Source organism: Nocardia sp. NPDC004123 (assembly GCF_053603795.1).
On sequence record NZ_JBSGGG010000055.1, the window covers coordinates 1 to 24,468 of the forward strand.

The window sequence follows — 24,468 nt, forward strand, 5'->3', positions numbered from 1 at the left end:
ATCCGATGGGAACGTCGCACCGATATCCATCACGGATTTCTCGACCTCGCCGCAGCCCTGATCTGCTGGCGACGACTCAGCAACCGAACCCGATATGAGCTCTAAGTGCCAGCGCAGCCGGTCGCTGCCGACCAGTTTCGCGGTCTTCGGGCGTGCGGCGCGCTGTTCGGCATGCCACTGTGCTGTCGACGCCTTGAATTCGAGCCGGTAGGTGTGGGTGGGTGGAGGCGTTGCGGCGCAACTCCGGTGAGATCGTCGACGGTGACCGCCCGAGTCGGCGGGCGGTCACGCGCACGCCCGCGCTCTGCGCACGCTATAACGCGATGTCCTCACGCTCGCTTGATGACAGATATCGTCCCGAAACAGATGGAGCCAGAAGAGGAGTCACGCCGCCAGCATGACGGAACCATCGGAATCCGACCGGCGAAGACACCCCCGCCTCGGCTGCTGCGTACTCGGTCATGGCAGCGCGAGCGATCGCCGCCCAATGCCAACACGTCCAAGATCAAGGTGTTGCGACGATCAGTTGAATACGGCCAATACTTGTCTGCCGAATTCACCCGGGCGGCCGCGAAACTCGGTATCTTGCATTCTGCCGGACGCGCCGGAACCTCTTTCGCCAACGCGTGGGCCGAATCGTTCAACGCCACTCTGAAGAACGGGCGCGTGCACCGCGTCCGCTACCCGACGCGAGACCACGCACTCAGCGATATCACCGCCTATATCGAGTTGTGCTACAACCAGATCCGGCTCCACTCCGCGATTGACTAGCACGCACGGAACGAAGTAGAGTCCGCCTGGTTCGAATTGAACAAAACGGCCGGAGAAATCAAAACCTTACTGTCCGAGAATATTCCATCCCTCGGCACCCGTATAGTCCAATTGCGTGTTTGCTGTCATATCGATCCCTTGTCGTGCAATCTGTCAACACTCGACCAGGTTCACCGAGACATTCATGGCGAGACCGCCGGTCGAGGTCTCCTTGTATCTCGAGCTCATGTCGGCGCCGGTGGAGCGCATCGTCTCGATCACCTGATCCAGACTCACCCGGTGGGTTCCGTCCCCCCGCATCGCCATGCGCGCGGCATTGATGGCCTTCCCAGCCGAAATGGCGTTGCGCTCTATGCAGGGAATCTGGACGAGTCCGCCGATTGGGTCACACGTGAGCCCTAAACTGTGCTCCATCGCGATCTCGGCAGCATTCTCCACCTGTTCGGGTGTGCCGCCCAGGATCTCGGCGAGTCCGGCCGCAGCCATGGACGCAGCCGATCCCACCTCGCCTTGACATCCGACCTCCGCACCGGAGATCGATGCACGTTCCTTGTAGAGCGAGCCGATGGCACCTGCAGTAAGTAGGAATCGGACAGCTGTCTCGTCGGGATAGGTTTTGCCGGCCTCGGTGTAGTGCACGGCGTAGTGCAGCACCGCCGGGATGATGCCGGCGGCGCCATTCGTTGGCGCGGTGACGATACGGCCACCCGAGGCGTTTTCTTCGTTCACGGCCAGGGCCACCAAGTTCACCCAGTCCTCGGCGAGGGCCGGGTCACGATCCGGGTCCTCAGCACAGAGTCGTTCGTACCAGTCTTTTGCTCGGCGGCGGACGTGAAGACTTCCTGGTAAGTAGCCAGCGCGCGCGATGCCTCGTTTCGCGCAGGCGACCATGACGTCGCGAATGTGCAGAAGCTGTTCTCGCACTTGGTGCTCGCGTCGGCTGGCGCACTCGTGCGCGAGCATCACGTCGCTGATCGTGATCCCGAAGTGCGAGGTCAGATCGAGCAACTCGCGGCCTGATCCGAAGGAGAACTCGTTGGCCGGGGGCGCCGACTGAGCTTGGGTGTCGTCGCAGGTGACGACGAAGCCGCCGCCGATCGAGTAGTAGGTCTGTGTGTGGAGTACACGGCCGTCCCGGCCGATCGCGGTTAACGCCATGGCATTAGGGTGAAAATCGAGGAATGTTCCGGGATGCAGGGCCATTTCGTCCTCGGCGAGAGGGACGTCGACGACACAGCCGAGCCGGATCCGTCGCGCCGCTCGTACCTCGGCGAGCCTGCGCTCCATCATGTCGGTCTCGATCTCATCGGGGCGATAGCCCTCGAGCCCGAGGAGGATGGCGGGCATCGTGCCGTGCCCCGCGCCGGTGGCCGCCAGAGACCCGTACAGGTCTACGCGGACACCGGCGACGTCCGCGAGCAGATCGGTCTCGTCGAGGTGCGCAACGAACCGGACCGCAGCCCTCATCGGTCCGACCGTGTGTGAACTCGACGGTCCGATCCCTACCGAGAACAAGTCGAACACACTGATGGTCATCGGTTCACAGCTTCGGGTAGAGGGGGTGCTTGGCGGCGAGTGCGCGGACACTGTCAGCGAGCGCCGAGGTGTCTGCACCTTCGCTCGCGATGAGCGCGCGCGCGATGAGATCGGCGACGATTTCGAAGTCGTCGCGGTCGAAGCCCCTCGCAGCCAGCGCCGGGGTACCGATCCGCAGACCCGAGGTGACCATCGGTGGGCGCGGGTCGAAGGGGACCGCGTTGCGGTTGACGGTGATTCCGATCGCGTCGAGGCGGTCTTCGGCTTCTTGGCCATTGATGGCCGCGTCGCGCAGGTCGACGAGCACCAGGTGGACGTCGGTACCGCCGGTGAGGACTCTGATGCCGACGTTCTTGACGTCGGGCTGGCTCAGTCTCTCGGCAAGCACCTTCGCACCGTCGAGTACCCGCTGTTGCCGTTGCGCGAACTCGGGCTCGGCCGCCATCTTGAAGGCGGTGGCTTTGCCCGCGATCACGTGTTCGAGCGGACCGCCCTGCTGGCCGGGGAAAACTGCGGAGTCGATCTTCTTGGCGATGTCGGCGTCGTTGGTGAGGATGATGCCGCCGCGGGGGCCGCCGAGGGTCTTGTGTGTCGTCGAGGTCACCACGTGGGCGTGTGGCACCGGTGACGGGTGCAGCCCGGTGGCCACCAGGCCGGCGAAGTGCGCCATGTCGACCATGAGGTAGGCGCCGACCTCGTCGGCGATCTCTCGGAATCGCGCGAAATCGAGGTGGCGCGGGTAGGCGGACCAGCCGGCTATGATCAGCTGGGGTCGGTGGTCGCGTGCGGCTGCCGCGACGGCGTCCATGTCGATGCGGTAGTCCTGCTCGGCCACCCCGTAGGCCGCGACGTTGTAGAGCCTGCCCGAGAAATTCAGCCGCATGCCGTGGGTCAGGTGGCCGCCGTCGGCGAGGGACAGGCCGAGGATGGTGTCGCCTGGCTTAATCAGCGCATGCATCACCGACGCGTTCGCGGTGGCGCCCGAGTGCGGCTGGACGTTGGCGAATTCGGCACCGAACAGAGTCCTGATGCGGTCGATTGCGATCTGCTCGATGATGTCGACGTGCTCGCAGCCACCGTAGTAGCGCCGTCCCGGATAGCCTTCGGCGTACTTGTTGGTCAGGACCGAGCCCTGCGCTTCCATGACCGCGATGGGCGCATGGTTTTCCGAGGCGATCATTTCCAGGCCGGTGCGCTGGCGCTCGAGTTCCTTGCTGATCAACGTGGCGATCTCGGGATCGAAGTCGGCGAGACGCTGGTCCAGTACGCTCATGCGTTCACTCCGTTATTTTCCGCGTACTCCGCGGCTGTTAGCAGCTTTCCGGTACCAGTCGGCTGGACCGCGAACAGCCAGCCCTCGCCGTAAGGGTCGGCGGTGACGAGTTCGGGGTTCTCGACCACGGCGGTGTTGACGAGCGTGACGCGTCCGCTGACCGGCGGGAAGAGCTCCGAGACGGTTTTGGTCGATTCCACCTCGCCGCAGGCTTCGCCCGCGACGATCTCGGTGCCGACTTTGGGCAGGTCGACGAACACGAGCTCACCGAGGGAGTCGATGGCGACCGAGGTGATGCCGACTCGAACGGGGCTGTCGGGCAGCGGCTCGCCCGGGGCGAGGAGGACCCATTCGTGGTCGTCGGTGTAGCTGCGGTCATTGGGAATGGCGTGGGAAGACATGAGGACACCTAGTGGATGAGGCTTCAACTATGAAGCGGTAGTGGAGGGGGCCGACCCGGTGCAGGTGGTACGCAGATCGTGATCCGGAACGAGATCAGGAGCGGCGGTAGAACGGCAACGGAGTGATCGTGAAATGTTCGAGCTTGCCGCGGATGTCGACCGTGACGGCGGTGCCGGGTTCGCTGTGCGTGACGTCGACGAATGCCAGGGCGATCAGGTGACCCAACGTAGGCGATAGGGCTCCGGAGGTGACGGCCCCGATCGGAAGGTCGCCCGTGCCGTCATGGACGGTGTAGCCGGCGCGTGCGGCGCGGCGTCCGGTGCCGGCGAGTCCGACGAGTCGGCGCTGGGGTGTCTTTTGGGAGAGCTCTTGCAGCGCGTCGCGACCGACGAAGTTCTTGTTCAGGCGGACAACCCTCCCGAGCCCGGCTTCGTACGGGTTGGTGTCGAGGGTCAGTTCGTGACCGTAGAGCGCCATCCCTGCTTCGAGCCGGAGGGTGTCGCGGCAGGCTAGCCCAGCAGGTACACCGCCGTGCGCGGTGGTGACGGTCAGGAGCTCCTGCCACAGCAGTACGGCGCGGGCGTTCGGTACGTACAGCTCGAAGCCGTCCTCGCCGGTGTAGCCGGTGCGGGCCAGTAGTACCTGCAGACCGGCGACCTCGGCCGGAGTTGCTGCGTAGTACTTCAGGTCGGCGACCAGTTGAGCCTTCTTGTCCGGGACGAGAGCGGTGATGATTTCCTGGGAGGTCGGGCCCTGTACGGCGATCAGCGCGGTCTTGGTCGAGCGGTCGGTGACCGCTACATCGAGCCCTTCAGCTCGGGTGGCGAGTTCACCGAACACGGTGGGTGCATTGGCGGCGTTGGCGACGACAAGGAAGTGATCGTCGGCCAGTCGATAGACGACGAGGTCGTCGATCACGCCGCCGTCGGGGTTGCACAGCAGTGAGTACTTGGCACGGCCGACAGCGATCTTCGACAACTCGCCGACCAGTGCGTAGTCGAGGAGGGCGCCGGCGTCGGTGCCGGCGATGTCGATCTGCCCCATGTGGGACAGATCGAACAGACCCGCCGAGGTCCGTACCGCGCGGTGCTCGGCCAGTTCACTGTCGTACTTGAGCGGCATCTGCCAGCCAGCGAAGTCGGTGAAGCTCGCACCGAGGGCGAGGTGTTCACCGAGCAGCGGCGACACAGGGGTCACAGCGGTGGTCATGCCAAGGTCTCCTGCTTCGGTGCGGTGTCGGTCTCAAAGGCTTCGGGCGCCGGACACGAGCAGACGAGGTTGCGGTCGCCATGGACACCGTCGATGCGTCGGACCGGAGGCCAGTACTTGCCGTATCGCGGGGATGCGACCGGGTAGGCGGCGGTGTGGCGCGGGTAGGGCAGGTCCCAGGTGTCCCTGGTGACCTGTTCCGCGGTGTGTGGGGCCTGCCGCAGGGGACTGCGGTCGAGCGACCACACGCCCTCTCCGACGAGGTCGATCTCACGACGGATAGAGATCATCGCCTCGATGAACCGGTCGAGCTCGGTGAGGTCCTCGGATTCGGTCGGCTCCACCATCAGGGTGCCGTTGACGGGGAACGACAGAGTTGGGGCGTGGAAGCCGTAGTCGATCAACCGTTTCGCGACATCTTCGGCTGTGACGCCGGTGGCCTTCGTCAGTGGGCGCAGGTCGAGGATGCACTCGTGCGCGACCAGGCCACCAGGGCCTGTGTAGACGACGGGGAAGTACTCGTCGAGTGCCTTGGCGACGTAGTTAGCGGCAAGGACCGCGTTCTTGGTCGCCTGGGTCAGTCCGTCCGGCCCCATCAACGCGATGTACGCCCACGTTATCGGAAGAATGCCTGCGGATCCGTAGTTGGCGGCCGATACCGGGACGCCGAGCTCGTCGGTGCCGAGCGGGTTACCGGGCAGGAAGGGGGCGAGGTGCTTGCGTACCGCGACCGGACCGACACCTGGGCCACCACCGCCATGCGGGATGCAGAACGTTTTGTGCAGGTTCAGGTGGGAGACGTCTCCGCCGAACTGACCGGGCGCGGCCAGGCCGACAAGTGCGTTGAGGTTCGCGCCATCGACGTAGACCTGTCCTCCCGCGATGTGGACGAGGTCGCAAACGGTGCGCACGTCGGTCTCATACACCCCGTGGGTGGAGGGGTAGGTGAGCATGATCGCGGCGATCCTGCCCTCGTGGGCGGCGATCTTGGCTCGCAGGTCGTCGAGGTCGATGTTGCCGTTCTCCGCCGTGGCGACGACGACAACGTGCATGCCGGCCAGTACCGCAGAGGCGGCGTTGGTGCCGTGTGCGGACTGTGGGATCAGGCAGATGTCGCGGTCAGTGTCGCCGCGGCTCTCGTGGTAGCCGTTGATCGCGAGCAGACCGGCGAGTTCACCCTGGGATCCGGCGTTGGGCTGCAACGAGACTCGGTCATAGCCGGTGATTTCGCTCAGCCACTGCTCCAGGCCTCGAATCAGCTCCAGGTATCCACTGGTCTGCTCGACGGGTGCGTACGGGTGGATGGAGGCGAACCCGGGCCAGCTGATCGGTTCCATCTCCACTGCCGAGTTCAGCTTCATGGTGCACGAGCCGAGCGGAATCATCGTGCGGTCCAGGGCGAGGTCCTTGTCGGAGAGCGCGCGCAGGAAGCGGAGCATCGCGGTCTCGGAGCGGTGTGAGTGGAAGACCGTGTGCCGCAGGTAGCTGGTGGTTCTGCGCAGCGTGTCATCGAGCGCAGATACCGATCCCAGCTGGACGGTCGCGCCGAACACCGCCAGAACGCGAGCCACAATGTCGTCGGTGGTGCACTCGTCGCAGGCAATGGCGATGTGGTCGGCGTCGACGTAGCGCAGGTTGATCCCGTCGCGGTCGGCGCGGTCGACGATGCCACGCGCCGCGTCGGGGACGTGAACGAGAACGGTGTCGAAGAAGCGCTGGTGCACGACGTCATGGCCGGCGCAGCGCAGACCGGCCGCGAGAGCGGTTGCGTGCGCGTGGACGCGTTCGGCGATGGCACGCAAACCTTCCGGGCCGTGGTACACCGCGTACATCGCGGCGACGTTCGCGAGCAGCGCCTGAGCGGTGCAGATGTTGCTGGTGGCCTTGTCACGGCGGATGTGCTGCTCACGAGTCTGCAGCGCGAGCCGGTAAGCCGGGTTGCCCTCGACATCGACGGACACACCGACCAGTCGACCGGGCAGCATCCGCTCGAGCCCGTCACGCACGGCCATGTAACCGGCGTGCGGACCGCCGAAGAACAGCGGCACACCGAAACGTTGAGCCGAGCCGACGGCGATGTCCGCACCCTGCTCCCCGGGCGGGGTGAGCAGAGTGAGCGACAGCAGATCGGCGGCGACCGTGGTTAGCGCACCGCGGTCCTTCGCCTCCGCAATGACCGGTCCGTGGTCGCGCACGACACCGCTGGTTCCCGGCGCTTGGAGCACCAGGCCGAAGAAGTCGCCTTCGGGCAGCCCCACTGCCAGGTCTGCTACCTCGACATCGATGCCGATGGCCTTGGCGCGGCCGCGCACCACGGCCAGAGTCTGAGGGAGAGTTTGGGCGTCGACGATCACCCGTGATGTCGACGATTTCCCCTTGTTCGCGCGGCGCATCAGCAGCACCGCCTCCATCACCGCGGTCGCCTCATCCAGCAGCGATGCTCCTGCGAGCGGTAATGCGGTGAGGTCCTCGATAACCGTCTGAAAGGTCAGCAGCGCTTCGAGGCGGCCCTGGGAAATCTCCGGCTGGTACGGCGTGTAGGCCGTGTACCAGGCCGGCGACTCGAGCATGTTGCGTCGCAGCACCGCTGGAGTGACGGTGTCGGAATACCCGAGGCCGATCATTTGCACACGCTTCTGATTGCGCCCCGCCAGCGCGCGCAGATCGGAAAGAATCTGCTTCTCGCTGCGTGCAGCCGGAAGGTTAAGGATTGTGCCACTTCGAGTTTGGTCCGGCACAGCTGCGTCGATCAGTTCGTTGAGACTCGGGTATCCGAGGGTGTCGAGCATGTGCTGGACTGCGGGTTTATTCGGGCCTATGTGGCGCGCCGGAAAATCCCCGACTAGTAAGGAAATGGGATCGCACGGTTGGTGAGGCACGAGGGGACTCCGGCTTCGATGATGTCCGGACCGCACCGGACAACGACTAGGGAACACCTCCCCGCTCTGTCCTTGAAACCTGAGAGTCCGGGCACACCTTATTACGGTCGTGCTCTACACCTTCGGTAAGTCCCGGTTGTGCGACCGGTCCTGTTCTCCAGAGTTGCCTCTGCGCTGCGGTACTGGGGCCTGAGAGATTCCCGGGGAGGACATTGCTCCTACGGCGCCTCCTCGAAGGAGGTTCTCCCGCTACGCGTCAATGGCATCTTTAGTTGTGGTGCAGCAGACAGTACACAGCCTCCACCGATTTGTCTCCCCGGTTCGAAGCCACGCCGGTCGAACCACACCACTGGTCAGTCGGACCCGTACTCGCCAGTGCTGGAGCAAGCCCACCACCAGCGAAGGCAGGCATTGCATCACGAAGTGATGCTGGGGTACCGAGTCGCCCACGGTTCCCTGGATCGCCGCCTATCGACAGGTGGGGTCGCCGGTGGGCAGATGGCTGCCGGCGAAGAAGGAGATCAGGGCGTCCTGGACGCAGGAGTTGCTGAAATCGACTCCGTGACCGGTGTTTTCGACTGTCACCATCGCGGCCCGCGTGCCCAGGGCCGTCAGGGTTTGGCGGGCACCGGAATACGGAGTCGACGGGTCGAATCGGTTCTGCAGCAGCAGGATATCGGCCGGGCCGTTGTCGCCGATCCGGACCGGTTCCTGCTTCGGCGGGTAGTGCCAGTAGTTGCAGGCCCAGGGGCTGCCGCCGAAGCCGTTGCCGATGGGGTAGTTCGCCTTGTCCGCGGCGACGGCGCCGAGAAACTGGCCGGTGTCGGGTTGCCAGCGTAGGTCGTCGCACATGATGGCGTACTGGGCGGACAGGAAGTTGTCGGGGATCTCGGTCGGCAGCGCGGCCGAATTCGACGTCGCGCCAGTGCTCGTCGGTGCCGTCTCGCCGTTCGCGACTTGGAACGTGTTGGCCACCAAGAGATAGAACTTCTCGTTCTGCTCGCACTCGTAGACGAGGATGCGCAGTCCGTTGCCATCCAGGACGCGGCCGTTGGCGAATCGGATCGGCGTGTGGTCGAGTCGTTCTGCGGTCCGGTAGTAGGAGTCCTCGACCTGGGATTCGTCGGCGCCGAGGTGCAGTGTGGCGTCCGCGGCCGCCAACCACCGCGCCAGCGCTGGAAACGCGTCCTGGGCTCCCCGGCTGAACATCTCGCGCGCCGAGGTCTGCATGCCCAGCGGGTTGACGACGCTGTCGAGCACCATTCGGTCGGTGCTCGACGGGAACAGGGTCGCGTACACCGCGCCGAGGTAGGTGCCGTACGAGGTGCCCAGATACGACAGGGTGGGTGTGCGAAGCGCTGTCCGGAACCGGTCGATATCCCGCGCGACATTGGCGGTCGTGAGGTCTCGTAGGTAGTCACCCGCATTGCGGGCGCACGTGTCGGCGACCCGTTTCGCATAGGCGATATTCGCGTCCACCGCTCCATCCGGCGCCGGAAACGGCACCCCCGCCACGGCCGCCGCGCGATCGGCGTCGTCGAGCCCGCAATGCACCGGCGTGCTGTTGCCGATGCCTCGGTCATCGAGGCCGACCAGGTCGTAGGCATCGGTGATCGCGGCAGGTAGCTGGGCGCGCATGACACCCGGCTGATCCAAACCCGGCACGCCCGGCCCTCCCGGCGACACGAGCAGAAAGCCCTTTCGCGCACCGGGCTTCGCCGTTGCGATCCGCGACACCGTCACCGTGATGGTGCCCCTGTCCACCGCGGAATAGTCACGCGGCACCGTCAAGGTCGCGCACTGTTGGGTCGGATCACGCTGCACGGCAACGCCTTCGGCATTCGGTGTCCCCGGCGGGCAGGCGCTCCAGTGCAACTCGTCAGGCGCGCTCGTACCCGGCGTGTGCACGGTGCACCCCGCCGCGACGAGTACTGCCGCCGACACCGCGCCGAGGAGCCGGATCCGGCGAAATTCCATCCCACAATCTCCGATGACTGTCGATCGACCCGGAATCGAAGTCTGCCGAACTCGCTCGCCGAGCGGCTCCATCCGCGGGTGGGGCAAGGGCAAATCGTAGACTCTGAATAGAACTTTTGCGGAACCCCGGTGCCGCGCGCGCGGCGGCGCAGATGGCCGGGTGGTGCGGGTTCGAGCGCGCCGACTTGTATGCCCAACACTGGACTGCCGCGACACGTTCCGTGAACAGGTGCCCGGTGTTTTGGAACGCTACCAGCGGAGAACCGCGCGCCTGACCGTCGCGGTTCGATCCGTGGTGCGGGAGTTGGCCGGCTGTGCCGGCATTCGACTGCTCGCGGCGCTTCCGGTCCCGTTGTCGCGTCACACCGCGATCCGCATGCTGTTGCAGATCCCGCTGCCGCCTCGGTCGACACCGAAGGCGTTGAGCGTGGACGACTTCGCCTTGCGCTGCGGCCAGCACTACGCCAGCGTCCTGATCGACGCAGCCACCCATCAACGCATCGACGTGCTCCCCGATCGCAAGTCCGATTCGCTACGCGCCTGGCTCTGCGAGCATCTCGAGGTCGAGGTCCTCATGCGCGACGGCTCCACCGCCTATGCCGAGGGCGCCCGCCGTGCCCTGCCCGGCATGGTGCACGCTTCCGGCCGCTGGCATCTGTGGAACGGCCTGGGCCGGATGGTCGAGAAAGCGGTCGTCGCCCACAGCGCTTGCTGGGCCAAGGCCTGGCCCCAAACGACAGCAGTTGACCCGCGAGACAACAACTTTGCAACGCTAGCACGACCTGCCCGCCCTGCTCGACCACGGCGTCGGACTGCTGGACTGCTCGCGTCGGCTCGGTCTGGCACTCAACACCGTCAAACGCTATGCCCGAGTCCCGCAACCAGATCGGCTCCGCCGCCCGCCGCAATATCGCACCCGCCTGGTCGGCCCCTTGCGGGATCACCTCAGAACCCGCCGCGCTGACGAACCGAGGTCCCGTCTCACACCCGGTTCGAGGAGCTGAGAACCCTCGGCTACACCGCCAGCCTGAACCTGCTCCACAAATACCTCAATCAAGGACGCCACGTCACCGACCGGATCCTGCCTTCGCCGCGGCGGCTGACCAGCCCGATCATGGTCCGCAGGGCTGATCTGCCCGAGCAGCATCGCGCCCACCTCGACGAACTACTGGCCCTCTGCCCGGAACTGACCGTCCTCGCTCGGCTCGTGCACGAGTTCGCGCAGATCATGGCCAACCGGCGCGGCGCCGAAATCGACTGCTGGATCAAGCAGGTCCGCGTGGCAGGCCTCATCGAGCTCGAACCGTTCCTCACCGGTGTCGACCAGGACCACGATGCCGTCGGCCCGGGCCTTACAACAGCGGTCCGATCGAAGGTGTCAACGCGAAGACCAAACTGATCAAACGACAAATGTATGGCCGAGCGGGATTCGACCTGCTCCGGCATCGCATCCTGCTGGCCTGACCATGCCGGGGTCATCACCACCGAAAGTGCGACAGGGCCGTTGTTTCCAGTGTCAGCACCATTAGGTCGGCCGGGTCGCTCTGCCGTTGAGTTCCCGCCTTCGTGGCTGTTGTAAATACTGCGCCCGGCCGACACCGGGGACCGGCCGCCATGGCTTAAGAGGAGCGTGGCATCACCCCCACTGGGAAATGCCTGCCGACCGGTCCACGGCCGACACCCACGACGAAAAGGGCTGGCACGCACCCATGATGGTCATCGGGATCGACGCGCACAAGCGCACCCACACCGCGGTCTCGGCCGATGAACTCGGCCGCAAACTGTCGACGAAGACCGTCGGCACAACTGAGGTTCCCCCCAAATGGTGGGCAGGGGGCTTATGCGCTGTCAGGCAGCCGCGTGGAGTGACTTCTCGAAATTGTCGGGGCTTTGCATCCCGATCGCGGAGTGTCGCCGCGTAGTGTTGTAGAAGCTGATCCACTTGTCAACCGCGGCAACAAGTTCGGGCTTCGTAGCGTAGACGTGTCGATAGTAGTGTTCGTGTTTGAACGTCGACCAGAACGACTCGGCGGGGCTGTTGTCCCAGCAGATGCCGGTCGCGCCCATCGATCGGCGCAGCCCGTGGCGGAAACATGCCTTCGCGGTCAAGTGGGCAGTGAATTCCCCGCCACGGTCCGAATGCAGGATGGTGCCGCGCGCGCGTCCGCCGCGAGCGGTGACGGCGTCTTCGATGGCCGCGGTGACCATGTCGGCACCGATGTGGTCGGACACACTGTAGCCCAACACTTTCCGGGAATGACCGTCCCGAATCGCGCAGAGGAACATGTCACCCTGTCCGCAGGTGAGATAGGTGATATCGGTCAGCCAGACCGCGTCGATTCGGCCCCGATCGAAGTCGCGGACGACCAGATCCGGCGGGAACGACGCCTTCGGGTCGACCACCGTCGTTTTCACCTTGAACGTGCGTGGGCTGATGCCCTCGACCCCGAGACCGGCCATGATCTTGGCGACGGTTTTGCGGGTCACGATCTCGCCGCGCTCGCGCAGCTCGGCGGTAATCCGCGGTGATCCGTAGGTCCCGTCGAACTCGGCGTGGATATCGGTGATCTTCACTTCGAGATCGGCACGACGCTGCTGACGTGGCGTCAAAACCGTTGCCGCGCACCGTTTGACATGCTCGTAGTAGCCCGAGGTCGAGACCCCCAGAAGCCGTGCCATCCGCACGATCGAGAACCGGGGGCGCGATCCTCGCGTGGTGGTGGCGCCGGCCGCTAGGTCGTCGGGGTCGGCGTACTCGGCCATCAGAGCGAACCGGGCCGGTTCGTCTGCATCGCGGCAAAGTACGCCGAAGCTTTTTTCAGGAACGCGATGTCTTTGTCCTGGTCGGCGACTTGCTTTCGCAGCCGCAGCAACTCGGCCCGCTCGGCCGAGTCCAGGGGCTTCTCGCCATGGGCCTCAGCGGCGGCGATCCTGCGCCGTTCGTCTTTGACCCAGTTGCTAAGCAAGCCCTCGTTCAAGCCCAGTTCCCGGGCAACATCGGCGATCGTGCGTCCGGAATCGATCACCCGATGGGCAGCCTCGACCTTGTATTCGGTCGTGAACGACCGGCGCTTGCGAGGAGGCATGGAGACATCCTTCCAGCAGGACCTTCGGTCCTGCCAAATCGGTGTCCACTATCCGGGGGAAGCCTCACAACCACCAGCGATCACTTGACGCTACTGAAATGGGCGCAGGCGCAACCTGATCCGGACCGGCTGTGGGCGATCGAAGACTGCCGCAACATGACCCGGCGACTCGAACGCGACCTCATCGCCGCGGGCGAGCGCGTGGTGCGGGTTCCACCGAAACTCATGGCCAACGCCCGAGATTCGGCCCGCACATACGGCAAGTCCGACCCCATCGATGCGCTGGCCATCGCCCGCGCAGCGCTGCGGGAACCCGATCTCCCGGCGGCTCGGCTCGACGGAGTCGAACGTGAGATCAGGCTGCTGGTCGACCACCGTGAGGACCTGGTGGCCGAACGCACCCGCATCATCACCCGGCTGCGTTGGCACCTGCACGAACTCGACCCGGCCTGGACACCGCCGGGCAAGCTCGAACGCGCCAGCGCCTACGACAAAGTCGCAGCCCATCTGGCCCGATTCGAGGGACTGGTCGCCGAGCTGGCGACGACGTTGGTCGGCCACTGCCGGCGACTGACCATCGAGATCGACGAGCTGGCCGGCGCGCTCAAAGAACGGGTCCAAAAGGTGGCACCGACGCTGCTGGCGGTGGTCGGTTGCGCCGGGCTGACCGCCGCGAAGATCATCGGCGAGACCGCCGGAGTCGACCGGTTCAAGTCCAAAGACGCCTTCGCCCGCCACAACGGCACCGCACCGCTTCCCGTCTGGTCATCCAACCGGGCACGACATCGCTTGTCTCGCACCGGAAATCGACAGCTCAATGCAGCCCTTCATCGCATCGCTCTCACCCAAGCACGCTGTCATCCCGGGGCCCGCGAGCTACTCGCACGACGCAAGGCCGCTGGTGACGGCGGTCTCGAAGTGTTACGGGTCCTCAAACGCAGGCTCTCCGACGTCGTCTTCCATGCCATGCTCGCCGACCAGCAACCCACCGGAACCATCATTACCGCTTGACAGAGGAGCTATTTACAGTCCCATCTACTGCGGTGCAATGGAATATAGCTCAACGAGTGGGATTTCGCTCAGCCGGCTCTGTCGCACTTCCGGTGGTGGTCGGGCGCTAGGCCAGAAGGATGCGGTGGCGAAGTAGCTGGAAGCTGGCCCGACCATACATTTGTCGTTTGATCAGTTTGGTTTTGGTGTTGACTCCTTCGATTGGGCCGTTGCTGTAGGGCAGCGTGAGGCCGGCGACCGCAGCGGAGTGGTCCTTTTCCAGGCCTCGCAGGAAAGGATCGAGCTCGCCGAGTCCCGCTTCACGGACGTGTTTGATCCATGCGTCGAGGTCGCTGCCGCGCCGTTCGGTCATGATCACGACGAATTCGCCGACGAGCCTGGCCAGGTCGGTCATCTCCGGGCAGGCGGCCAGGAGTTCGTCGAGGTGGGTGCGCCGCCTGGCGGGCAGATCGGTGGGCCTGCTCAGGATCCAGGAGGTGAGCCGACGCGGCGAGGGCATGAGCCGGTCGCTTTCGGCGCGGCCCTGGTTGAGGTATTTGTGCAGCAGATTGATGCCTCCGGTGTAGCCGAGGGCTTTGATCTCGTGGAACAGGTGTAGCACCGAGACACCGGGCTCGGCTTCGCGGCGCCTGCGCAGATGGTCGCGATAGGGATCGACCAGGCAGGCACGATATTGCGGCGGGCGACGCAACTGATTCGGTTCGGCGGCGCGGGCGTAGCGCTTGACGGTGTTGAGCGCCAGACCCAGTCGCCGGGCGCAGTCCAGCAGTCCGACACCGTTGTCGAGCAGATTGTGAACCGCATACCAGCGTTTCAGAGTCGTTGTCTCGCGGGTCAATGTCTGTCGTTTCGGCCCGGCCGCGGCCCAGCATCGAGCGTGCGCGACGGCGGTTTCGACCGCTCCGGCCAGTCCGTGCCAGAGGTGCCAGCGATCGCTGGCCTGCACCGTGTCAGGCAGAGCCCGTCGGATCGCTTCGGCGTAGGCGGGGCGAACCGTCACCGACGACGATCTCGACGCCCGAGTGTTCTCGCAGCCATGCCTCGAGCGTCTCGGACCGGCGATCGCCCAGCCCATCGACCCTTTGATGGGTGACGGCGTCTATTAGCACTGTGCCATACCGGTTTCCGCGGCGAACGGCGAAATCGTCCACGCTCACGACTCGGGGAACCGGCCGGTGCGGCGCAGGGATGCGCAGCAGCACCCGCACGGCGGTGTCGCGGGGCATGCGAATCGGCAATGCTGCGAGCACGCGGATCGCGGCCCGCCCAGCCAGTTCCCGCACGACCGCCCGCACCTGGCCGGTCAGCCGGGCGGTGCGGCGCTGGTAGCGTTCGAACACACCCGGAACCTGCTCTCGAAACGTCTTGCAGCACTGCGGTGTCGAGCACATCAGCCGCCGGACACGCACCCGCACGAACACCAGCCGCCCACCCAGCGGCAGGTCCGCGACCGTCCGGTCGTGATAGCTGCGAACCCGCACCGACTCGGCACCACACCGCGAACACACCGCCGGACGCGAGACCGTCCTGGCCTGCACCACCACCCGCTCACCCTCTACCGCCACACCCTCCGTCACCAGCGGCGGCAATCCCGAAAAGGCAAGCCCAACAATGTCATCCACCTCAACCACCGAGACATCATGCCGTCAACCAGCCCCGACCACCACCGCAAGTGCGCCAGAGCCGCTATCTGGACAGACCCCCCGAGACGGCTCACCAGGTGCCGGTCTCATGAAAGACCTCAACGGTCAGCCGGATTATGCAGACTGGAGTGCGAGACGTGCCGATTCGTCGGGTATGGATCAATGGTTGATCTACTCGATGTTGGCCGGCCAGAACCACCACCATCACCGCCACCATTACGACGACCAGCCTGGCGGTTCTGGGGTTGGTTACGGCGGGGGCGGTTATGACGGTAGTGGTTATGGCGGGGGTGGGTTCGGCGGTGGTGGTGGTTATGACGGGGGTGGCGTCGGTGGTGGTAGCGGTTGGGTCGATGGCAGCGGTTGGGGTGTAACGGCAGTAGCGGTTTCTTCGGTGACGGAGGCGGCTCGGCCGACGGTGGTATTTGGGGTGGTGGTACCGGTCCGGGGGCGGTGGCTTCTGCCGGTCACGGTTGGTCGGAATTCGTCGTGCTTCCCGCGGCTCCAGATTGGAATATGCGATCTCGCCGGTCGCCACTCGGGGTGACCGGCGTGCTGGCTGGCTCCTTCTGATGCATCCGGGTTGGGCCACTCAGACCCGGTCGAGGTTGGCGACGGCTTCGGTGTCGCCGAGGGTGAGCCCATCCGGGCCAAGGCCGATGCCAGTGAAGACGGTGTTGGCCCGGCGCACTGTATCGGAGTAGGCGTCGGCGTCGTCGACCGAGTGAAGGAAGCGCGTTCCGCCCCGTTCGAGCCGCAACACGGCCATGGTGTACTTGCTTTCTGGGCCACCCCAGATGTGCTGACGGATTACCGCCAGCCCGCCGGTGCCGTCCATGTAGCCGGCGGCTCCTCGGACGGTGGCGAGGAACCAGAGCGGGTTGCGAAAGCACTCGGCACCCACCGTGAGATTCACAACTGTGGCCAGACCCGTCTCCTCGTTGTAGTCGAAGCGAGCGAGGGACGGCAGTTCAGCAACCCTCAGGATGTCGCGAAGGTGACTGCGGTAATCCCGCTCGGACAGCCAGCGGTCGACGGAGTCGAAGTCCATCTCCCGGTGCAGGGAGAACGGTAGGCCGTTCTGCTGCCCCGTTGCATCCTTGCGGCCGCACATGTCGGGCCAGTCCGACCAATAGGACGTGGGTCGCGCAGGTGCCGCGAGGTAGCTCTTTAGCGCCGACCGCGAGATCTGGAACTGCGCCATCGCGGAGTACGGCTCGGACATCGAGACCTCGTCACTGTTCGTGGATCGGAATCCATGACCAGCGATCCCGTAGCTTCGGCGGTGGAACCGACAGCAATGCGAGCCGTGAACTTGCCACTGATGACGAGCCATTGCTCACAGAGCCTCGACGAGCCCCTGACCTTCAAACGTGTTGTCAACACGCGAATTTTACCGGAAGCCCCGCTATGTCGTAGTCCGGTTTCGTGCGCCAAACCGTCGCCGGATCGCGCGTCCAGCAGCACGATCGCGAAGATCGACCTCGAGCCCGCAATACGGTTCGGCAACGATGCGCCCATCACACCCTCGACGAAGACCGCCCTCGATGCCGCGCTGGTCGCCACCGCCGTGCCACCCTTTCGCCTGGCAACCCGGCCTCACCCGTGCCGCGGGACACGCGCTGACCACCCGTGAGCGGATACCCGCTGCCATCCGCAACTTCGGCCCTACCTCATGGCAGATGGCCGACATCGCCGCCGGGCGCATCGACGCGTTCTGGCTCAACGGCATCGACGACACCAACCTGCTCGCCGGTGCCCCCGTGGCCCGGCCGCGCTCGCTCATCGCCGGTAAACCTACCAAGATCACGTGGTCGGCGAACTGGGACGACAATCTCGGCGGCGCACCCGAATACGGCCGTGCCGACCCGATGCGCAAGGGTATAGAGGACAGGGTCCGCTTCGTGTGACCGCGGTGCTGCAGCGGCTGGCCGCCATGCGCTCCTACGTGCGCGACATCAACCCGAGCGGATCGCCGCGCAGGTCGGCGACCGGTGAACACGTCTACGATCTGTACCGGCTCCCCGCCTTGGCCAAATACGAACAGCGCTATGTGATTCCGTCCGCGCACGCCGAACAGGCGCACAGCCTCGAGGAGTTGGCCGCCGAATGCAGCCTCGACTACGCGGGCGGACCGGGCATGGGCGGGTCCGGTCCGTTCGGAGAGAGATGAACCACGGGGGCACCAACGCCGGATCGGCGACGGGATCATCGAGTCGAGCAGAATCCGCCGTTGCGCGTCGTAGAGTTCGGTGTCGTCGGGGGTGCTGGCGGTCTCCAGGACCCGGTCGACGTCGAGGAAGACCAGGCCGATGTAGCGCGCAGCCGGCCGACGCAGGTCTCCGCACACACTGTCGACAGCTCAACCTCCACCCGCGGGAAGCAGAAGGTGCATTGCTCGGTCTTGCAGCGGCGCGGTGGTCAGGTCGGCGTAGTCGTAGGTCCACGGCTCGTAATAATCGGCCAACCCAGGCAGTTTGCTGCGCAACATCGCCATGGTACGGATCAGCACCGATCGGGTCTCAGCGGGATCGATCACGTCATCGACCAGGTCACGCTTGGCCGCATAGTAGGGGTGGATCAACTCCGAACGTTATTGCGTGATCTTTTGTGCCCGAACCGATTCCGGATCGTCCGCAGCGTCGATCTCGCGGCCGAAGATGACATTGGCGGCCGCGGCCGGGCCCATCACCGCGATCTCATTGCCAGGCCACGCCAATGCCGGATCCGCGCCGATCGAGCGAGAATCCATCACGATGTAGGCGCCGCCGTAGGACTTGCGCAGCACCACCGACACCCGCGGCATCGTGGCAATGCAATAGGCGTACAACAGTTTCGCTCCGTGGCGGATGATGCCGCCGAGTTTCTGGGCGGTGCTCGGTAGAAAGCCCGGAACATCGATCAGGGTCACCAGCGGGATGTTGAACGCATCGCAGGTCTGCACGAACGGCGCGCCTTTCTGGGATGCGGTGATGTCGAGTACCCCCGCCCGCACGCTGGGCTGGTTGGCGATCACCCCGACAACACGCCCGTCCAAATGCGCCAGCGCACACACGATGTCGGTGGCCCAGGACTCGTGCACATCGAGCAACGATGATTGCCCGGACCTTGGATGCCGGAGCAGTCGTCGGCTGGGTCGCCGCGGACGCCGCCTACGGTCGCGACGGCCGGTTCCGGGCATTCTGCGAGGCCCGCCGCCTTTCCTATGTTCTCGAGGTGCCGGTCCGCCAGACCGTGGCCGATATCGAGGGCCGCCGCCGCGTCGACACCCTCGTCGGCCGGGTGCCGGCCCAGGCGTGGCACCGGGTCTCGGCTGGGCTGGGTGAGCGCGGCGAACGTGAATACGACTGGGCCTGGGCCACTGTCCCCAATTTTGGTGACCTACCCGCCGGATATACGAGAACCCTGCTTGCCCGCCGATCCCTCGATGACCCCGCCGATATCGCCTACCATCTGTGCTTTCACCCCGCCACGATCGAGCGGGAACAGGTCGTGGCCGTCCCTGGTGCCCGATGGGCGGTCGAGGAATGCTTCCAAGCCGCCAAGGACCAATGCGGCCTGGACCACGACCAAGTCCGCAAATGGCATCCCTGGTACCGCCACATCACCCTGGCCCTGCTCGCCCACGCCTTCCTCGCCGTTACCGCGGCCACCGACCCAAAAGCCCACGCGGGCTGGGCCGAATCACAGTCGCCGACATCCGCCGTCTCCTGGCGATAGTGCTGCACCCAGCCCGCACCCTCACCCACGCATTAGCTGCCTGCCACTGGCGCCGCCACCACCAACATCACGCCAGACAACTCCGCTACCGACCAAACCGATTATGAAACAACGAAATATAAATGTCGTACGAGCGGTGGCGAGGGTCAAATGTCGAACTGAGGCGATACCAGGATGGCCAGCCCATCCGACCAGGCCGGGATGACCGGTCAGGGGCGGACTTCTTGTACTGCGGCCTCGGCTCGTACCTCGAGGATCGCGAGCAGGACCATGCGGCACACGGCCATGCCCGACAGGTGTCCGGGCAGCGTCAGCACGGTGTGCGCCTCGGCTCGCCGGCATTCCTGGACGAGATCGACGAACGCCCGGGGCAGTGTCGCGTTCTGTGGTGCCGGCTCGTGGAACACGGTGCCCAGCGCATACCCGAGTGATATGGCGGCGGCCCGCAGTATGTTGTCGGCGGACTCCGAGTCGCGGTCACTGAGCAGATCGTCGCGCACGTATCCGTAGGCAAGAGGCAAGAGAGCAGTCATCGAAGCCCACGGCTTGTCACCGAGGTCGCAGCCGCCTCCGGCCGGTCGTTCCCAGTCGCAACGGTCTCGCGGGACACACGCCAGAACGGTGGCTGCCGTGGATCGGCGTCGACTGTGAAGACCGGAAACCTGTTCTGGCGGGGACTCGGCTGGAAGTGCACACGCACCGGCCCGGTGGAGATCAGCGGGACTTCACCTTCGATGGAGGCGTAGACCCATGGGCCCTCGTCGAGTTCGACGATGGCGATCGTCAACGGCGTCAACTCGCCGTGCGGAAAACTCATGCGACGCACGGCCCGCCACGACACGATCGAACCCGCACCGGAGGAGGGCACCCACTCGAGATCCTCGGACGCGCAGGCCGAACATGCGGGGGTCAGCGGCGCGAAGAGCTTGTCGCAGGCCGCGCAATGCCGGATCGTCAACGTGTCTTCGACACAACGGGCGCTGTCGTCGCTGACACCGTCTGGGGGCTGGGCATTCGGTGGGAACATGAAAGCCTTCGCGGAATGGTGCTGGTGGATTTCGTGTCAGCATCGTCTGTCGGGGGGACTCCCACGAGGGTCGAATGGCCGGGGACATACCTGTTTTCTCGAGCGGGCCTTCGTCGGTGCACGCGTCACAACAGGTCATCCGCGAATCGCCGTACGGAGGTATTGCGGATTCTGAGCTGACTCGTCGCTTCAGGCCGGTTCGGTTTCGGTCCTGGCGACCGCTTTCCTCGGCGTCTGTTGGCGTCGCGGAGGTGTCGTGTATTCCTTGAACTTATCGGCCGTCGCGATTCCGTTGCGTATCAACGACTGTGCTGTGCGGCTGACGGTCTCCAGCGAGCCCGGCGCGGTGTCCACCGTTCTGCGGCCCAGTTCACCGAGCCCTTGATCAGCACTTGCGTGATGCGCCGATCCGGATCGCTGTGGTTCTGTCTTTCGGCGGCGTGTTTGATCACGTCCCGCCTGATCGGGTCGTAGGTCGCTGCTTCGTCGAGCTGGCAGGCGCGCAAATATTGGGGACTTGGCCGCTGTTGCGGATGGCGGCAGTGGCGTAGTTGTGGAGTTCGAGTTCGAGCAGGTCTGGCCGGCCGCGGTGGTGCAGACCTGCACATGCACCTGTTGCGGGCCTCGTTCTCCTACGCGGGCCGCCAGCACTGGGCCGCGATCGGTGCGGCCCTGAAACCGGTCTATACCGTGTCGTCCGAAGCCGTTGCGCTGGAACGGTTTTACGAATTCAGCGAGGCTCGGGGGCCAACGATATCCCGCGATCGTGCGGCTCTGGGAGAACGCCTGGGCGGAGTTCGTGCCTTTCCTGGTCTTCGATACCGAAGTACGGCGGGTGGTCTGCTTCATCAACGGGGCCGAGGCGGTCAATGCTCGCATCCGTCGGGCGGTGCGTGCTCGCGGGCACTTCCCCAACGAGCAGGCCGCCCTGAAATGCGTCTACCTGGCCGTCATGGCCCTCGATCCCATCGGCGCAGGTCAGAAACGGTGGATCACCCGATGGAAGGCCGCGTTACCCGCATTTGACATCACCTTCGACGGCCGACTGACCGTTGGACGGAAGTAATTCAATCAACCTGAGCTACACCGTTAATCCGAAACTCCCCAGGGTTGCTCGGTCCCTGGTTCACGGGCCGGGAGTCCGCGTAGCAGGGCGTCGAGGAACAGGTCGAAACGCGGCGCTCGGGCCGACGTGCAGCGGGTTCTCCTCGTGCGCGAGCCAGCTGACTAGCGAGGTCGTGAAGATGTAGTAGCTCTGCTCGGCGAGGTAGGCACCGCCCCGGCGTCGAGGAACGCCGCCACGATCGCACTACGGAGTCGATCGGTGGAGTGGGCGTTGTGTGGATGGGGTCCGCGACAGGTGTGTGGCATAGCAGGGCAGCGCGAGGAACTGGTCGTGCATATGCCACGCGAGGTGCGCGAGGCGGAGCCGCCATGGTGAATCGGCGGCCTCGTCGTTGAGCAGTATTCGATCGACCAGAACGTCGCTGATCAGATCGAAGAGTTCGTCGCGGTTTCTGACCCAGCGGTGGAGCGCGCTGTGGCTGATGTTGAGCCTGCTGGCCAGCTCCCCGCATGGTCAGGGTGTCGATGTTCTCGATCGAGGACACCGACTCGACGATTTGTTCGCGACTGATCCGACCTTGTAATCTATTCTCCGGCGAGCTTCAACCTGGCTCGCGCTACGGAGTGAGGACACTCGTCGATGGACCCATACAGGAATCTGGGGTGGTAGCTTAAGGCGCTTATCAAGTCATCTTTGACTTGATAGTTGAATGCAAACCATTCCTAGGAGTTGTCTCATGGCGTTTACGGATTTTGATTATTTTTGCGCAGATGCCATCTTGGCAGCGGAGAAGTTTCAAGCATCGGTAGACGATGAGCCGGCGGAGAATTTTATTAATTCTATCTTCCGCGAATATAAGGAGGCTGGATCTCCGGCTAATAGGAAGAAGTGGCTTTCGGAGAGAATGGCGGGTGTATTTTTGTATATGGATGCGCCACCCAAGTGGGTTGGCGAACCCCGGTGGGCCTACTTCAAAGGTGAGCCGATGGTGTTTTTGCATCAATTTTGTGTTGTCGACAATAATAATCGCATGCAAGGTCGATTTCAGGTTGGGGATACGGTTTTTGTATTTGGAGTGAAGGCGAGGATTGACTCGGATTCTCCATTGTGGACTCCTGTCTATCGAATGGTTGTCCAAACTGAAGAGGGTGCGAATCTCAGCATTTAATCTGCGCACCAACGTCGCGGATCGTGATTTGAGTGAGGCGCTGAAACGGGCCAACGTCCTCCAAAGATGATTGATGCGTTCCGGGACGACGGCATGATCGAAGCGCAGCTACGGGCGCTCGCGCGGAGCGGCGACACCGAACAGCAGGAGCGCACTGGTGGCGTAGCCGAGCAGCCGACCGGAGAACCGGTCTTCCACCGCCGCCAAATACAGTTTCCCCTCGTCTGTCACGATTTCGGTGACATCGCCGACCCACGGCACATCTTGGGCGACGGCGGTGAACTGGCGGTGCACCAGATCCGGCGCGGCGTGGCGTTTGCCTTGCTGGGTCGTCGAGTGCCTGCGTTTGACTTTTCTTGCTATCCAACCATTTTCAGCCATCCGAGCGGCGATGGTGTTGTCGGAGACCTGCCAGCCCTTCTCCCGCAGCTCCAGCCCGATGCGGGGGCTGCCGTAGGTGCGGCCGGAATTTTCGAACTCCGTTCCGATCGCTGCGGTCAAATCGGTGCGGCGCTGCTGGCGCTCGGTGGGCTCGCGGTCGTTCCACTTGTAGAACCACGACTCGCTGACCTCGAGAGCGCGGCAGGAAACGGCATGCGGCACACCGTGTTCGGTCCTCTGGGAGGCGATGAACCCGGCCACGCTCGCTTGGTCGCCTCCTTCACTCACAGGACCACTAATCGCTTGAGCACATCACGCTCCATCGCCAGCTCGGCGTTCTCCCGCCGCAGCTGTAACAGCTCCTCACGCTCGGACTCGCTGAGCCGGTCGCCAGCAGCGCCGTCGCGCTGCTGCCGGTCCCGAGCCACCCGCGTGGTCAGCGTGCCCTCGTTGCCCCCAGCTCACGGGCAACCTGCGCGACCGGCCACCCGGTCTCGCGCACGATCCGGACCGCTCCCTCACGGAACTCCGCATCGTACTTGCGTCTCTTCTCCGCCATCTGGCCTTTCCTCTATGGTCCGGCCTCCACGATATGAGGGGAATTGCAACCAGCCTGGGTGAGGTCGGTGTGGAGGTAGCGCGGAAGAGGGCACGGGCGGCGTGGGACCGGCTCAGGCTGACCGGTGGCTGAGGGCGAATCGTTCAGCCGTTGTTTGCTGATTTCAGTGTGCAGTTCGGTAGTCGCGGCCTTCGCAGCGGGTGACGATTGAATGCGCGGCTGGGATGGCGCGTCCCGGATTGATGATCGTGGAAGCGCCGATGGGGGAGTGGAGACGAAGACGGCGTTGCTGTGCGCGGAGGTGCTGTCCGTGAATCTTGATCGCCGACCCCTAATCCTCGTACCTGGAGGGGGTCGCAACTCAGCCTGGCGCTCTCGGCGTGAGAGGAGTCGAGCATCTGCTCGCCGAGGCTGGTGCCACCGTGCTGCGCGGCGGCACCGGCGTGACGGCCAGCGTAGCCCAAGGCGATTCGGAGCCTGGCGCTTTGGAGCCGGTGTGTGCATCCCGCGACACCGACCCCTAAACTAAACCTCGATCCACCGACGGTCTTCTGTCCGTTGGTGTCTGATGAATGAGAAAAGTGCCCTTTGAATGAGAAAAGTGCCCTTCGAGCTGGGATGATCGCTGTTGTCTAGGCAGTGATCGGTCCATTTCAGAGGGCACTTCGGGTGCAAGTTTCGCATAGGTTCGCCGCGGAGTCAGCGGTGTTCGATGATCGGAATCTCGTGTCGCTGGCCGGTCTGGTGCCGGTGATGCGGC

20 protein-coding genes, 7 pseudogenes and 1 riboswitch are annotated in these 24,468 nt (G+C 64.6%); of the genes and pseudogenes, 10 read left to right on the forward strand and 17 right to left on the reverse strand.

The window, feature by feature from the left end; translation table 11 throughout:
* Positions 1–99 precede the first annotated feature (99 nt).
* Positions 100–487, reverse strand: a pseudogene (locus ACWEQQ_RS44445) (helix-turn-helix domain-containing protein); the annotation flags it as partial.
* A gap of 23 nt (positions 488–510) precedes the next feature.
* Here ACWEQQ_RS44445 and ACWEQQ_RS44450 point away from each other — a divergent pair.
* Positions 511–771 carry an integrase core domain-containing protein gene (locus ACWEQQ_RS44450; protein ID WP_452352499.1) on the forward strand — a complete coding sequence of 87 codons (261 nt, stop codon included), beginning with the start codon at positions 511–513 and terminating at the stop codon, positions 769–771.
* A gap of 153 nt (positions 772–924) precedes the next feature.
* On the opposite strand, the gene ACWEQQ_RS44455 is transcribed toward ACWEQQ_RS44450, so the two are convergent.
* The 6 genes from ACWEQQ_RS44455 to ACWEQQ_RS44480 form a co-directional block, all read right to left on the reverse strand.
* Positions 925–2,307 carry an L-serine ammonia-lyase gene (locus ACWEQQ_RS44455; protein ID WP_452352482.1) on the reverse strand — a complete coding sequence of 461 codons (1,383 nt, stop codon included), beginning with the start codon at positions 2,305–2,307 and terminating at the stop codon, positions 925–927.
* Positions 2,308–2,311: 4 nt separating this feature from the next.
* The gene (glyA, locus tag ACWEQQ_RS44460) at positions 2,312–3,580 is read right to left on the reverse strand and encodes a serine hydroxymethyltransferase (protein ID WP_452352483.1); all 1,269 of its coding nucleotides are present in this window, start codon (positions 3,578–3,580) and stop codon (positions 2,312–2,314) included.
* On the reverse strand, positions 3,577–3,981 hold the full coding sequence (gene gcvH, locus ACWEQQ_RS44465) for a glycine cleavage system protein GcvH (RefSeq protein ID WP_452352484.1): 405 nt from the start codon (positions 3,979–3,981) through the stop codon (positions 3,577–3,579). Before gcvH ends, glyA begins: the two co-directional genes overlap by 4 nt.
* Positions 3,982–4,075: 94 nt before the next feature.
* The gene (gene gcvT / locus ACWEQQ_RS44470) at positions 4,076–5,191 is read right to left on the reverse strand and encodes a glycine cleavage system aminomethyltransferase GcvT (protein WP_452352485.1); all 1,116 of its coding nucleotides are present in this window, start codon (positions 5,189–5,191) and stop codon (positions 4,076–4,078) included.
* Positions 5,188–7,980 carry an aminomethyl-transferring glycine dehydrogenase gene (gcvP, locus tag ACWEQQ_RS44475; RefSeq protein WP_452352500.1) on the reverse strand — a complete coding sequence of 931 codons (2,793 nt, stop codon included), beginning with the start codon at positions 7,978–7,980 and terminating at the stop codon, positions 5,188–5,190. The genes gcvT and gcvP overlap by 4 nt, the downstream gene beginning before the upstream one ends.
* A gap of 257 nt (positions 7,981–8,237) precedes the next feature.
* A riboswitch (glycine riboswitch) is annotated at positions 8,238–8,329 on the reverse strand.
* A gap of 209 nt (positions 8,330–8,538) precedes the next feature.
* Complete coding sequence (locus ACWEQQ_RS44480; RefSeq protein ID WP_452352486.1) at positions 8,539–10,047, reverse strand: alpha/beta hydrolase; 1,509 nt, start codon at positions 10,045–10,047, stop codon at positions 8,539–8,541.
* A gap of 229 nt (positions 10,048–10,276) precedes the next feature.
* Here ACWEQQ_RS44480 and ACWEQQ_RS44485 point away from each other — a divergent pair, with 229 nt between their 5' ends.
* Positions 10,277–11,011 (forward strand): transposase, encoded by a 735-nt coding sequence (locus tag ACWEQQ_RS44485; RefSeq protein ID WP_452352487.1) that lies wholly within the window; start codon positions 10,277–10,279, stop codon positions 11,009–11,011.
* A 150-nt stretch (positions 11,012–11,161) separates the two neighbouring features.
* Positions 11,162–11,446 carry a hypothetical protein gene (locus ACWEQQ_RS44490; RefSeq protein ID WP_452352488.1) on the forward strand — a complete coding sequence of 95 codons (285 nt, stop codon included), beginning with the start codon at positions 11,162–11,164 and terminating at the stop codon, positions 11,444–11,446.
* Positions 11,447–11,895: 449 nt separating this feature from the next.
* On the opposite strand, the gene ACWEQQ_RS44495 is transcribed toward ACWEQQ_RS44490, so the two are convergent.
* Together ACWEQQ_RS44495 and ACWEQQ_RS44500 are read right to left on the reverse strand one after the other, a co-directional pair.
* Positions 11,896–12,810, reverse strand: a complete 915-nt coding sequence (locus tag ACWEQQ_RS44495) for an IS3 family transposase (RefSeq protein ID WP_452352489.1) — start codon at positions 12,808–12,810, stop codon at positions 11,896–11,898.
* Positions 12,810–13,133 (reverse strand): transposase, encoded by a 324-nt coding sequence (locus ACWEQQ_RS44500; RefSeq protein WP_376946689.1) that lies wholly within the window; start codon positions 13,131–13,133, stop codon positions 12,810–12,812. The genes ACWEQQ_RS44495 and ACWEQQ_RS44500 overlap by 1 nt, the downstream gene beginning before the upstream one ends.
* Here ACWEQQ_RS44500 and ACWEQQ_RS44505 point away from each other — a divergent pair.
* Positions 13,077–14,144: an IS110 family transposase gene (locus ACWEQQ_RS44505; RefSeq protein WP_452352490.1), complete on the forward strand. Its 1,068-nt coding sequence runs from the start codon at positions 13,077–13,079 to the stop codon at positions 14,142–14,144. The two genes, ACWEQQ_RS44500 and ACWEQQ_RS44505, sit on opposite strands and share 57 nt — an antisense overlap.
* A 106-nt stretch (positions 14,145–14,250) precedes the next feature.
* Here ACWEQQ_RS44505 and ACWEQQ_RS44510 read toward each other — a convergent pair.
* Positions 14,251–15,775: pseudogene (locus ACWEQQ_RS44510) on the reverse strand (ISL3 family transposase).
* 604 nt (positions 15,776–16,379) lie between these two features.
* On the reverse strand, positions 16,380–17,012 hold the full coding sequence (locus ACWEQQ_RS44515; RefSeq protein WP_452352491.1) for a hypothetical protein: 633 nt from the start codon (positions 17,010–17,012) through the stop codon (positions 16,380–16,382).
* Positions 17,013–17,045: 33 nt separating this feature from the next.
* Between ACWEQQ_RS44515 and ACWEQQ_RS44520 the strand changes: the two genes are divergently transcribed.
* The 3 genes and pseudogenes from ACWEQQ_RS44520 to narY form a co-directional block, all read left to right on the forward strand.
* Positions 17,046–17,423: a hypothetical protein gene (locus tag ACWEQQ_RS44520; RefSeq protein ID WP_452352492.1), complete on the forward strand. Its 378-nt coding sequence runs from the start codon at positions 17,046–17,048 to the stop codon at positions 17,421–17,423.
* A 46-nt stretch (positions 17,424–17,469) separates the two neighbouring features.
* The gene (locus ACWEQQ_RS44525) at positions 17,470–17,697 is read left to right on the forward strand and encodes a hypothetical protein (RefSeq protein ID WP_452352493.1); all 228 of its coding nucleotides are present in this window, start codon (positions 17,470–17,472) and stop codon (positions 17,695–17,697) included.
* Positions 17,694–17,954 (forward strand): annotated as a pseudogene (gene narY, locus ACWEQQ_RS44530) (nitrate reductase subunit beta); the annotation flags it as partial. The gene ACWEQQ_RS44525 and the pseudogene narY, both read left to right, overlap by 4 nt.
* A gap of 27 nt (positions 17,955–17,981) precedes the next feature.
* Here the strand turns inward: narY and ACWEQQ_RS44535 are convergent.
* Both ACWEQQ_RS44535 and ACWEQQ_RS44540 read right to left on the reverse strand, forming a co-directional pair.
* Positions 17,982–18,193: pseudogene (locus ACWEQQ_RS44535) on the reverse strand (4Fe-4S dicluster domain-containing protein); the annotation flags it as partial.
* Positions 18,150–18,869: pseudogene (locus tag ACWEQQ_RS44540) on the reverse strand (carboxyl transferase domain-containing protein). The pseudogenes ACWEQQ_RS44535 and ACWEQQ_RS44540, both read right to left, overlap by 44 nt.
* On the opposite strand from ACWEQQ_RS44540, the pseudogene ACWEQQ_RS44545 reads away from it, so the two are divergent.
* A pseudogene (locus ACWEQQ_RS44545) lies at positions 18,836–19,507 on the forward strand (IS701 family transposase); the annotation flags it as partial. The pseudogenes ACWEQQ_RS44540 and ACWEQQ_RS44545 sit on opposite strands and share 34 nt — an antisense overlap.
* Positions 19,508–19,716: 209 nt before the next feature.
* On the opposite strand, the gene ACWEQQ_RS44550 reads toward ACWEQQ_RS44545, so the two are convergent.
* Together ACWEQQ_RS44550 and ACWEQQ_RS44555 are read right to left on the reverse strand one after the other, a co-directional pair.
* On the reverse strand, positions 19,717–20,040 hold the full coding sequence (locus ACWEQQ_RS44550) for a hypothetical protein (protein ID WP_452352494.1): 324 nt from the start codon (positions 20,038–20,040) through the stop codon (positions 19,717–19,719).
* Complete coding sequence (locus ACWEQQ_RS44555) at positions 20,037–20,465, reverse strand: Zn-ribbon domain-containing OB-fold protein (protein WP_452352495.1); 429 nt, start codon at positions 20,463–20,465, stop codon at positions 20,037–20,039. Before ACWEQQ_RS44555 ends, ACWEQQ_RS44550 begins: the two co-directional genes overlap by 4 nt.
* A 640-nt stretch (positions 20,466–21,105) precedes the next feature.
* Between ACWEQQ_RS44555 and ACWEQQ_RS44560 the strand changes: the two are divergent.
* Together ACWEQQ_RS44560 and ACWEQQ_RS44565 are read left to right on the forward strand one after the other, a co-directional pair.
* Positions 21,106–21,600 (forward strand): annotated as a pseudogene (locus ACWEQQ_RS44560) (transposase); the annotation flags it as partial.
* A gap of 736 nt (positions 21,601–22,336) precedes the next feature.
* Positions 22,337–22,768: a hypothetical protein gene (locus ACWEQQ_RS44565; protein ID WP_452352496.1), complete on the forward strand. Its 432-nt coding sequence runs from the start codon at positions 22,337–22,339 to the stop codon at positions 22,766–22,768.
* A 108-nt stretch (positions 22,769–22,876) separates the two neighbouring features.
* Here the strand turns inward: ACWEQQ_RS44565 and ACWEQQ_RS44570 are convergent, their stop codons facing one another.
* Positions 22,877–23,410: an IS3 family transposase gene (locus ACWEQQ_RS44570; protein ID WP_452352497.1), complete on the reverse strand. Its 534-nt coding sequence runs from the start codon at positions 23,408–23,410 to the stop codon at positions 22,877–22,879.
* 175 nt (positions 23,411–23,585) lie between these two features.
* Entirely contained in the window at positions 23,586–23,708 is a 123-nt protein-coding gene (locus ACWEQQ_RS44575) for a transposase (protein WP_452352498.1), read from the reverse strand.
* Positions 23,709–24,468 lie beyond the last annotated feature (760 nt).